Here is a 13,524-nt window from a genome sequence, read left to right on the forward strand (position 1 = left end):
TCAGGCGGAGCGGACACCATGACCGGGCAGCCTGGGCGGCCCGTCCAGGAACACTGGCAGAACGGTCCGTCCACCTGCTCGGTAACGGTTCGGTAACGGCCGGAGAGGCGTCAGAAGGTGTGAGGTTCCTGGGCGTGCTCACCCTGCGCGACGCGCTCGAGGGCGCCGAGCGCACTCGCGATGGCCTCGACGTCGTCGTCGTCGAGTTCGCCGATCAGCTCGGCGACGATGCCGGTGCGGTTCGCGCCGGCGCGTTCGACCGCCGCGATGCCCTCCGGCGTGGCCGAGACCATGAACGCCCGGCCGTCGCGCGGGTCGGCCTCGCGCTCGATGAACCCGCGCTGCTCGAGCTCGGTCAGGATGCGGGTCATGGTCGGCTTCGTGACGACCTCGATCCGCGACAGGTCGCCGGGGCGCAGGGGACCGTGGCGCTGGATCGACGCGAGGGCCGACACGATCCCGTAGCCGAGCGACGCCGAGTCGGTGCGTGCCCGACGGTTGATCCGTCCGACCGCGGCGGCCAGGCGTGCGGCGACCTCGGTGCGGTCCGTCGGGCGGGTGCTCATGTGTGGCTCCGGGTGGGGGTTCGGGTGGTCGCTCGCGATGCTATCGGCTCCCGAGCGCCCCAGTCTGGGAGCGTCGCGGTCGTGGTGCGCCGGGTCCGGCCGGTCGCCGCGCACCGGGCTCCGCGGCGTCCGACGCCCTCGAAGCGCCTGTTCCTGTACGGCGGTACAGGAACGTTCAGCGCTTCTCGCCCGGCAGCTGGTGGATCGCCTCGGTCGCCAGCTCGGCCGCCACGTTGTCGCCCGACTCGGTCGCCGCGCGCAGGCGGCGGAAGTCCTCGGTCATCCGGTCCCAGTCGACCAGCTCGTCGAGGTTCGGCAGGCGCAGCCGGAAGGCCAGGCCGTCCATCGTGTCGCGGCACACGCGCTGCAGGTTCTCGTTGCCGCACTCGGCGACGTAGAGCGCGAAGACGTCGAGGGCGTCGTGGTTGACGGCCGGGACGTCGTGCGCCTCGAGCTCGGCGATGGTGGTGTCGAGCTGCGCCAGGATCTTCTTCCGGGCCGCTGCGCCGAGACGGGGGACCGCCAGGCGGACGACGCCGCCGAACAGCACGCCGAGCGTCTGCATCGCCTCGACGACCTCGGCCGGGTCCGGCGTGGTGACGCGGGTGTACCGGTTCGGTGCCATCTCGATCAGGCCGGCCCGGGACAGCTGGCTCAGGGCCTCGCGGATGGGGGTGCGCGAGACGCCGAGCCACGAGATGAGCTCGTCGTCGTTCAGCCGCTCGCCGGGCAGCAGCGTGCCGTCCATGATCGCCGCGTGGATCTTGTGCCGCACGGTGTCGCGGAGCAGCTGGTGCTCGGTCGGGGCGCTGCGGGGGACCGGCATGCGTTCTCCTTCGGGGACGGGGCGGGCTGCCCGCCTCACCGTACCTGATATGGGACCGGTCTTGCGCTCGGCTCGGGGCCCGCCGTGCCCTCGACCCCGCGCTCGCTCCGGCGCCCGGTCCGGCCACGGTTCAGCGGTCGTCGTCCGCCGCCTGGGTCGACCCGCCGAGCAGTCGCGTCGTCGCCGGGTCGACGGCGCCGCCGTACCAGCGGTCGAGCACCGCGGAGAACGGGCGCGGGTCGTCGGCGACCGCGGCGAACAGGGTCGCCGACGACCGCAGCTTCACCGCGTCGGTGCCGCCGAGCACCGCGTCCGCCGACCGTCCAGGCGCCGCCGCGACGACCTCGGCGGCCGTCCGCAACCGCGTGCCGAGCACGGGGTGCGCCAGGTACGCCCGTGCCTCGTCGGCACCCGAGATCCCGTACCGCTCGGCGGTCGCGCTCCGCCCGAGTCCGGCGAGCTGGGGGAACACGAACCACATCCAGTGCGACGTCTTGCGGCCGCGGCGGAGCTCGTCGAGTGCGACCTCGTGCACCCCGTCCTGCGCCCGGACGAAGCGCTCCAGGTCGAACGGGTCGGTCACCGGACCACCCCGCCCCAGCCGTACCGCACCGTGGTGCCGTCGACCACGAGCAGCGAGTCCGGCTCGCGGTCGAACAGGCCGGGCATCCCGACCGCGTCGGGCAGGTCGCCCTCGAGCCGGTCCAGGCGACCGGCCCGCGTGGTCAGCGGCGGGTGCTGGCGCTGCCAGAACAGCGTCTGCGTCAGGTACCGGGCGTGGATGCCCGCGCGCGTGGTGAGTTCGGCGGCCAGCGGGGTGTCGACGATCTCGCCCGCGGTCACCCGGACGGTCGCCGCGTGCCGGGGTCGTGCCGTCCCGGTCGTCCGGCCCGGGCGCAGGGAGCGTGCCCACCGGACCGGGTGCAGTGCGCGGGCCGGGTGCCGGACGGACCGGTGCGCCACGGTGTCACCGCGGCGGCCGGACCGGGCGTGCGAGAACGTGTACGGCACGCCGAGCAGCGCGTGCGCCGCGACGATGGCGGGGACGTTCGCCGTGTCCACGGTGCGGTAGGTCACTCCGCGACGGCCGTCGTCGTCCACCGTCAGGACCTCGATCGTCACCTCGCTCATCGTGCCGAGCCGGCCGGCGGACGGGAACGGCGGCACCCGGGTCTCGCGGAACACGTAGGCGGACAGGCCGACCCACGCACTGCCGTCGACCACGTCCGGCCGCGTCCCGCGCGGGACGAGCCGCTGCAGCGCCGCCGGGTCGGACCGCCAGTGCGCGAAGACGATGTCCTCCCAGGCGTGCTGCGTGACCGGCCGGTGCAGCAACGGCACCGCCGCACGGGTCCACGACGGCTGGTTCACGGCTTCGAGGCGTGACGGGCGACGCGCACGGCCCACAGCACGAGGGGCGCCTGCAGGGGGAGCCGGAGCACCGAGACGATCCGCATCGTCCGGCTCGACCGGGGGTGGTCGAGCAGGTCGCTCGCCATCTTGAGGTTGGCCGGGAACACCGCCGCGAACAGTGCAGCGGCCGCCCACCCCGAGGTCCGTCGCGCGGCCGGGACCACCAGACCGGCGGCGATCGCGAGCTCGGCGACGCCCGAGGCCAGTGTCGTCAGCCGCGGCGGCAGGGCGTCGGGGACGATCCGGTCGTAGCCGCGCGGGCGCAGGAAGTGGGTGATGCCGGCCCCGCCGAGGATCACCGCGAGGATGGTGGCCGTGCGGTCGGCACGTCGGGTCCGCTCACGTCGTCGCATGGCCCCATCGTGCTCGCCCCTGCTCGGGAGCGGCCGGAGGTGCCGCGGGTGCGGCGGGCTCAGGTGAGGGCGGTCGCCACCAGGTCGAGGACCGCCGTCGCCACCTCGGCCTTGGTGCCGGAGGTCTCCCGCACCACCTCGCCACCGGGCACGAGGACCTCGATCGCGTTCTCCTCGCGCTCGAACCCCGCCGACCAGCCGACGTGGTTCACGACGAGCAGGTCGGCCGGCTTGCGGGCGATCTTGGCGCGGCCGAGCTCGATCCGGGCGGCGCGGTCCGGCTCGGTCTCGGCGGCGAACCCGACGATGATCTGTCCCGTCCGCCGCGCCGCGACCAGCTCGGCCAGGACGTCCGGGTTCCGCACGAGCTCGAGCGTCATGTGCTCGCCCTGCGCGTCCTTCTTGAGCTTCTCGGCGTGCACCTCGGCCGGCCGGTAGTCCGCCACGGCGGCCGTCATCACCACCACGTCGGCCTGCTCCGCCGCGCGGTGCACGGCCTCGGCGAGCTCGAGCGCGGATCCCACCGGCACGACGGTGGCGTCCAGCGCGTCGGTGGTCGCGGTGTCGATGTTCGCCGCCACGAGGGTCACGGCTGCGCCGCGACGGACGGCGTCGGCCGCGATCGCCAGGCCCTGCCGTCCGCTCGACCGGTTGCCGACGAAGCGCACCGGGTCGACGGGTTCCCGCGTGCCGCCGGCGCTGACGACGACGCGGACGCCCGCCAGGTCGCCCTGCTCGCCGCGGGCACCGGTGCCGGCCTGGAGGCCCGGGTCGACCCCGGCGCGTCGGCCCCCGTCGGTCGGGTGGTCGAGCACCGCGAGTGCCGCGGCGACGATGTCCTCCGGCTCCGCCATCCGACCGATGCCGGCGTCGTCGCCCGTGAGCGCACCGACGACCGGCCCGACCAGGTGCACGCCGCGCTCGCGCAGGGTGGCGACGTTCGCCCGGGTGGCCGGGTGCTCCCACATCTGCGGGTGCATCGCCGGCGCGACGACGACGGGGGCCTCGGTGGCGAGCAGCGTCGTGCCGAGCAGGTCGCTCGCCAGGCCGCCCGCCATCCGCGCCAGCGAGTCGGCGGTGGCCGGGGCGATGACGACGAGGTCGGCGCGGCGGCCGAGTGCGACGTGCCGGACCTCGGCGACGTCGTCCCAGACGCTCGTGGTGACCGGGTTGCGGCTGAGGGCCTCGAGCGTCGGCAGGCCGACGAAGCGCAGGGCGCCCTCGGTCGGGACGACGTGCACGTCGTGGCCGCGCTTGACGAGGTCGCGGACGACCCCGACGGCCTTGTAGGCGGCGATGCCCCCGGTGATCCCCACGATGACGGTCAGGGCGCGCTCAGCTGGTGCGTTCACCCGGCTCACGCTACCGGGACCACGTGCGAGGATCGAGGGCATGTGCACCGTCGTCGTCCGCGTCGACCCCGGGGCCGCGTGGCCCGTCACCGTGCTCGCCCTGCGGGACGAGTCGCCCGAGCGTCCCTGGGACCCGCCGGCGGCCTGGTGGCCGGACCGCGACCCGAGTGTGCGCGGTGTCCGTGACCGTTCCGCGGGCGGCGCGTGGCTCGCGGCGTCCGACCGGGCCGGCCTGGCGGTGGTGCTCAACCGGTCGGAGGCGGTGCCGAGCGACGACGGCACGTGGACGACCCGGGGCGTGCTGCCGGTCGACGCCCTCGCCGACGACCACCTGCCGGGTGACGACGGCGTGCTGCCGACCACCCGGGCGTTCAACCTCGTGCGCGCGACGGCCGAGGGCGCATCGGTCCTGACCTGGGACGGCGAACGGGTGCGCACCACCGAGCTCGGACCCGGCGTCCACATGGTCACGCACGGCGAGGCCGACGACCCGGCGGCTCCGCGGATCGGCCGGTGGCTCGGTGCCTTCCGCGCGGTCGACGCGCCCGTCGGCCCGCCCGAGCTCGGTCCGTTCGACGAGCTGCGGGCCGCCGACGCCGGCACCGACGCGGGGGACGGCTGGAGCGGCTGGTTCGGGGTGCTGGCGGACTCGGCCGCGCTGCCCACGGACCACCCCGACGCCATCCTGCGCGACGTGCACGAGGCCGAGGGGCACATGACGACCCTGTCGATCGTCGCCGCGGCGATCGCTCCCGACCGCACCGTGCTGCAGCACGCCCGGCTGGCCGACCCCGGTCGGCTCGACGGGTCGGTGGAGCTGCACCGGGCCTGACGGGGGCCGCGGGGCGGAGCCGGGCCGGGCCTCCCGTCCGCGCGACCGCACCGTCCCGGCGGCGCGAGGGGTCAGAACGGCGCGCGCGTCCCGGTGAGGTCCTCGGCGACCGCCCACAGGGAGCGGGCGAGGTCGGCGCTGCGGGCCGAGCCGGGGATCGACACGGTGGTGGCGGGGCCGGACATGCCGAACGCGCCGGACGGACCGTAGTAGGCGCCGCCCACCGCGTTCGGTCCGACGGCGGCGTAGAGCAGCGGCTCGGTGCCCTGCTCCACGCTCTGCGCGAAGGGCATCTGTCGGTCACCGGACCGACCCGACCCGGACCGTCCGAGCGACCGGCCGTTCGCCATGAGGTTCGTGCGGGTGATGCCGGGGTGCGCGGCGGTGCTGAGCAGGGGGACGTCGGCCTCGACGGTCAGGCGGTGCAGGTGCAGCGCGAGGAGCAGGTCGGCGAGCTTCGACTGCCCGTAGGCACGCCAGCCGTTGTAACCTCGCTCCCACTGCAGGTCGCGGAACCGGATGCTGCCGCCCATCGCCGCCAGGCTCGACATCGTCGTGACCCGCGGGGCCTCGGCGCGGAGCAGTGCGGGCAGCAGCAGGTTCGTCAGCGCGAACGGCCCGAGGAAGTTCGTCGCGAGCTGCAGCTCGAAGCCGTCGACGGTCTCGATGCGGCGCGGCGGGGCCATCACGCCGGCGTTGTTCACCAGGACGTCGATCGGGCGGTCCTCGTCGACGACGCCGGCGGCGAAGCGCCGCACGCTCGCGAGGTCGGCGAGGTCGAGTTCACGGACCTCGAGGTCGGCGTCGGGGTGGGCCGCGCGGATGTCGGCCGCAGCGGCGTCGCCCTTCCCGGTGTCGCGCACCGCGAGCACGACGCTCGCGCCGGCGGTCGCCAGGCGCAGTGCGGCTTCTCGGCCGGTGCCGCTGTTGGCGCCGGTCACGACGATGCGGCGTCCGGTCTGGTCGGGGAGGATCGGCATGTCGGTGACCGTACACGCGCCACGTGCGCCGCAGCCGCGTGGGCTGCGGGGTGCGGCCGCTGGTGCGTGCGCCGCAACCGCGTCCGTGGTAGTTTGATGCAAACGCATGGAAGTGCGACCAGGAGGAGACCATGAGCAACGCATTCGGTACCGACCGCCCCTCGGACGTGCCGCCGCCCGCACCCGACCGGGTCGGCCCCCTGCAGCTCGGGCTCGACACCTTCGGCGACGTCACCGAGCGCGCCGACGGCAGCCTGCAGTCCGACGCGCAGAGCATCCGCGACGTCGTCGACCAGGCCGTCCTCGCCGACCAGGTGGGCGTCGACTTCATCGGCGTCGGGGAGCACCACCGCGCCGACTTCGTGGTGAGCGCGCCCGAGGTCGTCCTCGCCGCGATCGCCGCGTCGACCTCGAAGATCCGCATGGGATCGGCGGTCACCGTGCTGTCCTCCGACGACCCGGTCCGCGTGTACGAGCGGTTCGCCACCGTCGACGCCCTGTCGAACGGCCGCGCCGAGGTCATCCTGGGTCGTGGCTCGTTCACCGAGTCGTTCCCCCTGTTCGGCTACGAGCTGAGCGACTACGAGGTCCTGTTCGAGGAGAAGCTCCAGCTCTGGGCAGCCCTGCGCGGCGGCGACGCCGTCACGTGGTCCGGCACGAAGCGCGCGAGCCTGGTCGACCAGGACGTCTTCCCGAAGCTCGAGCACGGCGCCATCCCCACCTGGATCGGCGTCGGCGGATCCCCGCAGTCGGTCATCCGTGCGGCGTCGTACGGCCTGCCGCTGTTCCTCGCCATCATCGGCGGGCAGCCCGCGCAGTTCGCCCCGTTCTCGCGCCTGTACCGCCAGGCACTGGCACAGCTCGAGCTGCCGCAGCAGCCCATCGCGATGCACTCGCCGGGCTTCGTGGCCGCCACCGACGAAGAGGCCGCCGAGCGCTACTGGCCGTACCACAAGGCCGTCACCGACCAGCTCGGCCGGGAGCGCGGCTGGCCGCCCCTCGACGTCGCCGGCTACCGCGCGAGCCTGTCGGCCGGCGGGTCGCTCTACGTCGGGTCTCCGGAGACGGTCGCCCGCAAGATCGCGCGCAACATGCGGATCCTCGGCGCCTCGCGCTTCGACATGCGGTACGCCACGGGGCGTCTGCCGCACGCCGACATGATGCGCTCGATCGAGCTCTACGGCACGCAGGTCGCGCCGCGGGTGCGCGAGCTGCTGGCGCAGCCCGTCCCCGTCGCCTAGCCGCGCGGCGGGCGCGCCAGCCGGGAGGCCCGCACCGGCCCGCCGTGATCGCCTCACGGCGGCGCCGGGTACGGTCCACGGCATGCCCTCACGTCCCAGCACCTCCCACGTCGAGCGTCGGTTCCGCGGCCGGATCATGGGCGTCGGCACGACCTCGGGCGTGCGGATCGTCGTCGGCATGTGGGAGCAGTCGCCGTTCGGCGCGTTCACGGACGTGTTCCTCGAGCTGCCCGACGGCACGAGTGTGCTGCTCGCCCCCGACGAGATCGTCGCCGCGTACGTCTCCGGCACCTACCGCTTCGACACCGTCTCGGTCGTCGACGTCCGTGCCCGCCGGACCGCCAGCGGCCTCGAACTGTCGGCCGGGGCACTGGAGGCGTCGATCGACGTCGGCGGCATCTCGCCGCTCGGCCGGATCCTGCGCATCGTGCCGAAGCCCGTCGCGCGGGACCCGCGCTGGCTCGCCGCGATCGACCCCGTCGCGCGTCTGGTCGCGCCCGGTTCCGGCACCGCGGGCTCGGCGGGCAACGGCCGCCGCGAGTACTACGGCGTGACCGGGGCGCACGACGTCACCGGTGTGCGCGGCAGCTGGGCGGGGGAGCCGCTCGGGGAACTCGCGCCGCTCGACCCACCCGTGGCGTTCGGCTTCGCCTCGATGCCCCGGATCCCGCAGGTCGTCGACGTCGAGACCACGATCCGCGAGCCCGCCTGACCCCGGTCGCGCCGGGTGCGTGCGCGCGCATGTCCCGACGATCGACGCGTCGAACGTCTCGTGTCCCGTCGCTCCGTGCACCTGCATCCGGTGCGGGTGCATGCATCGACGATCCACCCGGCGATCGACGCGTGGATCGTCGCCCGGTGCACACGCATCGGCAGCGTGCGGGCTCGGGAGCCGGCGCGCGCCGGGCGGGAGCCGACCGGCGGACGTGCGCCGGGCCTCCAGACCGACCCGCTCGCCACGCCGGGCTGACGCGTCCAGCGCTCGAGGGGCAGACTGGTCGGAACGGTACGGCCCCGTGCACCGACGGTCGCACGTCGGCGGAGCGGGGCGCATGACGCAAAGGAGCACCATGACCGACACCCAGACCGACCAGCGCGCCGCCATCTCGGACATCGTCCACGGCGCCCGCACGGCACTGCTCACCACCGTGAGCGAGGACGGCAACCTGCACGCCAGACCCCTCGCCGTGCAGGACAAGACCTTCCACGGGACCCTGCGGTTCCTGGTGCAGGACGGCAGCGAGAAGGTCGAGGACATCGCGCGGAACCCGCACGTCAACGTCGCCATCGAGTCGCAGGGCGGGTACCTGTCGATCGCCGGCACGGCCACCGTGACCCGGGACGACTCCGTGGTCGACGAACTGTGGTCCCCGTTCGCCGAGGCCTGGTTCCCGGAGGGACGTCAGGACCCGTCGATCCGACTCCTGACGGTCGAGGGGGTGTCGGTCGAGTACTGGACCCAGGACACCGGACCGGTCGGCAGCCTGGTGCAGATGTTCAAGGCCGCGATCGGCAAGCAGAGCCAGCCGGACACCGGCGACCACGGCACGGTCGAGCTCTGACCGCCAGCCGCTGACGCGGAACGACGGAGCCGGTGTCGCACGACACCGGCTCCGTCGTCCCGCGTCTGCACGCGTCCCGCGCCCGTCGCCCTACGGCGGGCCGAGCAACCACAGCACCGCCACGAGCACCGGCTGCCCGGCGAGCGCCGCCGTCACGAAGGTCCGGCGCATCCACGGCTTCGCCACCAGCTCGGGCGAGCCGAACAGGGGTGCCAGCGGCATGAGCAGCCGCGGGGTCGACGCCATCGGGAGCGACACCGCGAAGATGTACAGCGCGTAGGCCGCCGAGTACAGCACCGTGGTGGACCCGAGCCGCAGCGTCGACCGGCGCAGCAGCCAGACCGGGTAGGCCACGAGCAGGAACACCACGATGAGGACGCCGCCCACCCCGAGCCAGCGCACGGCGATCAGGAACCACGGGGTCATCGGCACGAACTCCACCCGACCGATGAAGTTCACCCACCAGGACATCTCGGTCTCCAGGTAGGCGTCCGGCGTCCCGGTCACGTGCGAGGCGATCACCGGCCAGGCGAGCCCGGCGGCGACCATCGTCAGACCGGCGGCCACGACCCGGACCTGTTCCCGCAGCGGGAACGTCTCGAGCACCCGACCGTCAGCACGCCGGGCACGGATCCAGCGGACGAGTGCGACGACGCCGAGCACGAGGGGGATCGCCAACGCACCGGGACGGGTGAACGCGGCGACGACCCCGAGCACGGTGACGAGTCCGTACCGCCGTCGCTCCAGGGCGAGCAGCGCACCGAACGTCAGCGCGAGGAAGGTGCTCTCGGCGTACCCGACCTGCAGCAGGAACGACAGCGGACCGCACGCGAAGAAGAAGACCGCCCACATCGCCGCCGCGTGCCCCGTCCGGTCGCGCACCAGGCGGTACAGCAGGGCGGTCGCCACCAGGCCGGCGACCGTGGCGACGATCGGCGCGCCGACCTCGAACGGCAGCCCGGTCGAGATGGTCAGCAGCCGGATGGCGAAGGGGAACGCGGGCAGGAAGGCCCACGCGTTCTGCGCGACGTTGCCCGCGGCGTCGAGGGGGAGCGTGTCCGGGTACCCGTGCAACGAGATCTGCTCGTAGTACTGCCCGTCCCACGCCACCAGGAACGCCCCGAAGCCGTGGTCGTCGCCCCAGACCCCGTTCTCGGGCATCGCACGGGCGGCGAGCGGGAACGCGATGAGGAGCCAGAACGTCGACAACACCCGTCCGCCGGCCCAGACGAGCAGGACCGCGGCCCACGCGGGCAGCGAGGTGGCGAGGTCGATCGCCCGTCGGCGAGCCGAGGCGGTGCCGGCGCCGACGACCACGCCGGCGTCGTCGAGCCGGCTCACGTGTGGGCTCCTCGGCGCTCGGGCAGGCGGGTCGACACCCGCCCAGGGTAGTCGTCCCCGGCTTGGGAACCCGCCCGGTCGGCCACCGACCGCGTGACGCGGCGGACGGCGTGGAGGCGCGGCGTGCGTTGTGCAGACCGCGACGGTTCGGGCACGGTCTGGAGGCGCGGCGTACGTCCTGCGGACGGCAACGGTTCGGGCACGGTCTGGAGGCGCGGCGTGCGTTGTGCAGACCACAACGCCTTGGGCAGGTGCCCGGGTCCACCCGGTGCGTGCCGCCTAGCCTGGAGGCCCACCCACCGACACCGCGAGGAGCCACCGTGCCGAAGACCGCCATCGTGACCGACAACGCCCCCAAGCCCGCCGGGCCCTACAGCCAGGGCATCGTGGCCAACGGGTTCATCTACACCGCCGGCTTCGGCCCGCAGGACCCGGCGACCGGGGCCATGGCCGACGACGTCGCCGGGCAGACGGCGCAGGTGCTGGCGAACGTGGCCGCGGTGCTCGCCGAGCACGGGGCCACGTTCGACGACGTCGTCAAGGCCACCGTGCACCTCGAGCACTCCGACCGTGACTTCGCGGCGTTCAACGAGGAGTACGCGAAGCACTTCACGCAGCCGTACCCGGTCCGCACGACGGTGCAGTCGCACCTGGCGGGCATCCTGGTCGAGATCGACGTCGTGGCGGTGCTGCCCGGGACGGAGTGACCGGCGGCCGCAGGCTCACCGACCCCCGGTGCCCGATCCGACGTGACCTCGGTCGCGACGGATCCCGGCGCCGGGGGTCACGTGCGTCAGGGCCCCGTCCGCCAGGACCGGGACACCGGCGACCAGCACGTCGTCGATGCCGTCGGCGAGCTGCATCGGGTGCTCGTACGTCGCGTTCGCCCGGACCCGACCCGGGTCGACCACCACGAGGTCGGCCACCGCGCCGACCGCGACCGAGCCCCGACGACCGAGCCGCAGGTGCTCGACCGCCGACGTCGACAGGTGCCGCTGTGCCTGCGCCCACGTGGACCGGCCGGTCACGGCGTACTGCTCGAGGTACCGCGCGAAGGTGCCGTACGCCCGCGGGTGCGGGTGCGTCCCGACGAAGATGCCGTCCGACCCGGCCGTGTGCGCCGGCAGCCGGAACAGCGGCGCGAGCTCGTCGGCCGTGCGGGGACGCGGCACGCGCATCACCGCGGTGACCTGCGACTGCGCGGCGACGAGCACGTCCAGGGCCAGGTCGACGGGGGCGCGTCCGGTCGCGGCGCCGGCGTCCGCGAGGGTCCGGCCCTGCAGGGTGTGGAAGGCGGCCGCGGGCACGTGCGAGAGCGTGACCTGCTCGGCCCAGTCGGCCCCGAGGTCCGCGCGGGACGTCACGCGGGCGAGCACCTCGGCCCGGACCCGGTCACGGCCGCCGGCGCCGGCGAGCGCTCGTGCGAGGTCGTCGGTGCCGGGACGGGCGAGGGCCGCCGGCAGGAGCAGCATCGACAGGATCGTGCACCCCCGCGAGTACGGGTAGGCGTCGAACGTCATCGGCGCACCGTCCGCTGCCAGGTCGGCGAGTGCCGCCACGGCGAGGTCGACGGGCGCGTGCAGGTGGGAGACGTGGGTCCGGACGCCCGTTCGCCGAGCGACCTCGGCCAGTTCGTCGAGGCCGGCGCGGGCGTTCCCCTCGTACCCGCCCCGCATGTGCGAGACGGCGACGGCGTCGACGGCAGCCACCTCGGCGCAGAGGGCGGCGATCTCGTCGGTGTCGGCGAACAGCCCCGGGACGTAGTCGAGCCCGGTCGAGAGGCCGACCGCCCCGGCGGCGAGTCCGTCGCGCACGAGGCCGCGCATGGCGTCGATCTGGTCGGCGCTCGCCGGTGCCGGGTCGTCGCCCATGACCTCGTGCCGGACCGTGCCGGCCGGCACGAGGGTCGCGACGTTGATCGGTGTCGTGCCGTCGTACCCGTCGAGCAGCGCGCCGATGCCACCGCCCCGGTACGTCGGGTGCGGGCCGTCGATCGCGGCGAAGTACCGGTCGGCGTAGCTGCCGTCGCCCGGTGCCGGTCCGACGCCGTCCTGCCCGGTGACGACGGTCGTGACGCCCTGGCGCAGGAGCGCGAGCTGCACCGCAGGGTCGGACACCGACGACCCGGCGTGCGAGTGTGCGTCGACGAACCCGGGCATGACGAACCGACCGTCGCACCGCACCCGCTGTGCCCCGACGGGGACGTCGAGTCCGGTGCCGGCCGCTCGCACCACGCCGTCGACGACGAGCACGTCCGCCCGGACCCGCTCGTCGTCGGGGCCGAGCACCGCGCCGCCGTGCAGCAGGACGGCGGTGGTCATCGGCGGAGCGCCGCGGTGAGGCGTTCCGCGCGGCTGCGGAGGGCGTCGAGGTCGCCGCTGGACAGCGCGTCGCCGATCAACGGCGAGCCGAGTCCCACCGCGACGGCGCCGGCTGCCAGGTAGTCGGCGGCGTCGTCGACACCGATCCCACCGGTGGGGACGACGTCCACGAAGTCGAGCGGGGCGAGCACCTGCCGCAGGAACGCCGGGCCACCGAGCTGTGCCGCCGGGAAGAGCTTGACGGCGCGGGCCCCGAGGCGCCAGGCGCGGACGATCTCGGTCGGTGTCGCGGCGCCCGGGTACCACCCGAGGCCGCGTTCGTGGGCGCGCTCCGCGAGGTCGGGGTCCAGGTGGGGGCTCACCGCGAAGCTCGCCCCGGCGGCGGCGGCCTCGTCGATCTGCCGGACGTCCAGCACCGTGCCCACCCCGACCGAGACCGCGCTGCCGTGCCGGCTGACCGCGCGCTCGATGCCGTCGCGCCAACCGGGGGTGTTCGTCGTGATCTCGATGGCGGTCACCCCGCACCCGACCAGGGTGTCGACGACGTCGTGCACGTGCGCGCCCGTCCCGCCGCGCAGGATCGCGACGGCCGGGCCGGCCTGGTGGCGGTGGCGGGTGTCGTCCCGCGGCCCGGGGACCCCGGTGCTGTCGCTGGTCGTGGTGCGGTCGGTCATCGGGACGCTCCCTCTCGTGGGACGACGGGCGGATGCCCGGACGGCGTGTGGGTGGTGCGGTGG

The 13,524-nt window shown here is 74.5% G+C and carries 15 protein-coding genes; 5 read left to right on the top strand and 10 right to left on the bottom strand.

Annotated elements, in window-relative coordinates:
* Positions 1-110: 110 nt before the first annotated feature.
* From LEL83_RS00790 to LEL83_RS00815, 6 genes are all read right to left on the bottom strand, one after another.
* Positions 111-566 (bottom strand): MarR family winged helix-turn-helix transcriptional regulator, encoded by a 456-nt coding sequence (locus LEL83_RS00790; protein WP_225557360.1) that lies wholly within the window; start codon positions 564-566, stop codon positions 111-113.
* Positions 567-741: 175 nt separating this feature from the next.
* Positions 742-1,392 carry a GntR family transcriptional regulator gene (locus LEL83_RS00795; protein ID WP_198656462.1) on the bottom strand — a complete coding sequence of 217 codons (651 nt, stop codon included), beginning with the start codon at positions 1,390-1,392 and terminating at the stop codon, positions 742-744.
* A gap of 130 nt (positions 1,393-1,522) precedes the next feature.
* Entirely contained in the window at positions 1,523-1,975 is a 453-nt protein-coding gene (locus LEL83_RS00800; protein WP_225557361.1) for a DUF1810 domain-containing protein, read from the bottom strand.
* The gene (locus tag LEL83_RS00805) at positions 1,972-2,763 is read right to left on the bottom strand and encodes a YqjF family protein (protein WP_225557363.1); all 792 of its coding nucleotides are present in this window, start codon (positions 2,761-2,763) and stop codon (positions 1,972-1,974) included. The genes LEL83_RS00800 and LEL83_RS00805 overlap by 4 nt, the downstream gene beginning before the upstream one ends.
* Positions 2,760-3,158 (bottom strand): DoxX family protein, encoded by a 399-nt coding sequence (locus LEL83_RS00810; RefSeq protein ID WP_225557364.1) that lies wholly within the window; start codon positions 3,156-3,158, stop codon positions 2,760-2,762. Before LEL83_RS00810 ends, LEL83_RS00805 begins: the two co-directional genes overlap by 4 nt.
* A 59-nt stretch (positions 3,159-3,217) precedes the next feature.
* Positions 3,218-4,486 carry a bifunctional phosphopantothenoylcysteine decarboxylase/phosphopantothenate synthase gene (locus LEL83_RS00815; protein WP_225557384.1) on the bottom strand — a complete coding sequence of 423 codons (1,269 nt, stop codon included), beginning with the start codon at positions 4,484-4,486 and terminating at the stop codon, positions 3,218-3,220.
* Between the two features lie 64 nt (positions 4,487-4,550).
* On the opposite strand from LEL83_RS00815, the gene LEL83_RS00820 reads away from it, so the two are divergent.
* Positions 4,551-5,342, top strand: a complete 792-nt coding sequence (locus LEL83_RS00820) for an NRDE family protein (RefSeq protein ID WP_225557365.1) — start codon at positions 4,551-4,553, stop codon at positions 5,340-5,342.
* A 71-nt stretch (positions 5,343-5,413) separates the two neighbouring features.
* Here the strand turns inward: LEL83_RS00820 and LEL83_RS00825 are convergent, their stop codons facing one another.
* Positions 5,414-6,322: an SDR family oxidoreductase gene (locus tag LEL83_RS00825; RefSeq protein WP_225557366.1), complete on the bottom strand. Its 909-nt coding sequence runs from the start codon at positions 6,320-6,322 to the stop codon at positions 5,414-5,416.
* A gap of 131 nt (positions 6,323-6,453) precedes the next feature.
* Between LEL83_RS00825 and LEL83_RS00830 the strand changes: the two genes are divergently transcribed.
* From LEL83_RS00830 to LEL83_RS00840, 3 genes are all read left to right on the top strand, one after another.
* A complete protein-coding gene (locus LEL83_RS00830; RefSeq protein WP_198656456.1) occupies positions 6,454-7,563 on the top strand; it encodes an LLM class flavin-dependent oxidoreductase in 1,110 nt (369 codons plus the stop codon).
* An 82-nt stretch (positions 7,564-7,645) separates the two neighbouring features.
* Positions 7,646-8,275: a hypothetical protein gene (locus LEL83_RS00835; RefSeq protein ID WP_198656455.1), complete on the top strand. Its 630-nt coding sequence runs from the start codon at positions 7,646-7,648 to the stop codon at positions 8,273-8,275.
* A gap of 358 nt (positions 8,276-8,633) precedes the next feature.
* On the top strand, positions 8,634-9,125 hold the full coding sequence (locus LEL83_RS00840) for a pyridoxamine 5'-phosphate oxidase family protein (protein ID WP_225557367.1): 492 nt from the start codon (positions 8,634-8,636) through the stop codon (positions 9,123-9,125).
* Between the two features lie 90 nt (positions 9,126-9,215).
* Here the strand turns inward: LEL83_RS00840 and LEL83_RS00845 are convergent, their stop codons facing one another.
* On the bottom strand, positions 9,216-10,466 hold the full coding sequence (locus LEL83_RS00845; RefSeq protein ID WP_225557369.1) for a putative hexosyltransferase: 1,251 nt from the start codon (positions 10,464-10,466) through the stop codon (positions 9,216-9,218).
* A gap of 320 nt (positions 10,467-10,786) precedes the next feature.
* Here LEL83_RS00845 and LEL83_RS00850 point away from each other — a divergent pair, with 320 nt between their 5' ends.
* Positions 10,787-11,173, top strand: a complete 387-nt coding sequence (locus LEL83_RS00850) for a RidA family protein (RefSeq protein WP_225557370.1) — start codon at positions 10,787-10,789, stop codon at positions 11,171-11,173.
* 15 nt (positions 11,174-11,188) lie between these two features.
* On the opposite strand, the gene LEL83_RS00855 is transcribed toward LEL83_RS00850, so the two are convergent.
* The gene (locus LEL83_RS00855; protein ID WP_225557371.1) at positions 11,189-12,787 is read right to left on the bottom strand and encodes an N-acyl-D-amino-acid deacylase family protein; all 1,599 of its coding nucleotides are present in this window, start codon (positions 12,785-12,787) and stop codon (positions 11,189-11,191) included.
* Positions 12,784-13,461 (bottom strand): bifunctional 4-hydroxy-2-oxoglutarate aldolase/2-dehydro-3-deoxy-phosphogluconate aldolase, encoded by a 678-nt coding sequence (locus LEL83_RS00860; protein ID WP_225557372.1) that lies wholly within the window; start codon positions 13,459-13,461, stop codon positions 12,784-12,786. Before LEL83_RS00860 ends, LEL83_RS00855 begins: the two co-directional genes overlap by 4 nt.
* Between the last annotated feature and the right edge of the window lie 63 nt (positions 13,462-13,524).

Origin of the sequence: Curtobacterium oceanosedimentum, from assembly GCF_020297365.1 — a bacterium.
Lineage (GTDB): Bacteria > Actinomycetota > Actinomycetes > Actinomycetales > Microbacteriaceae > Curtobacterium.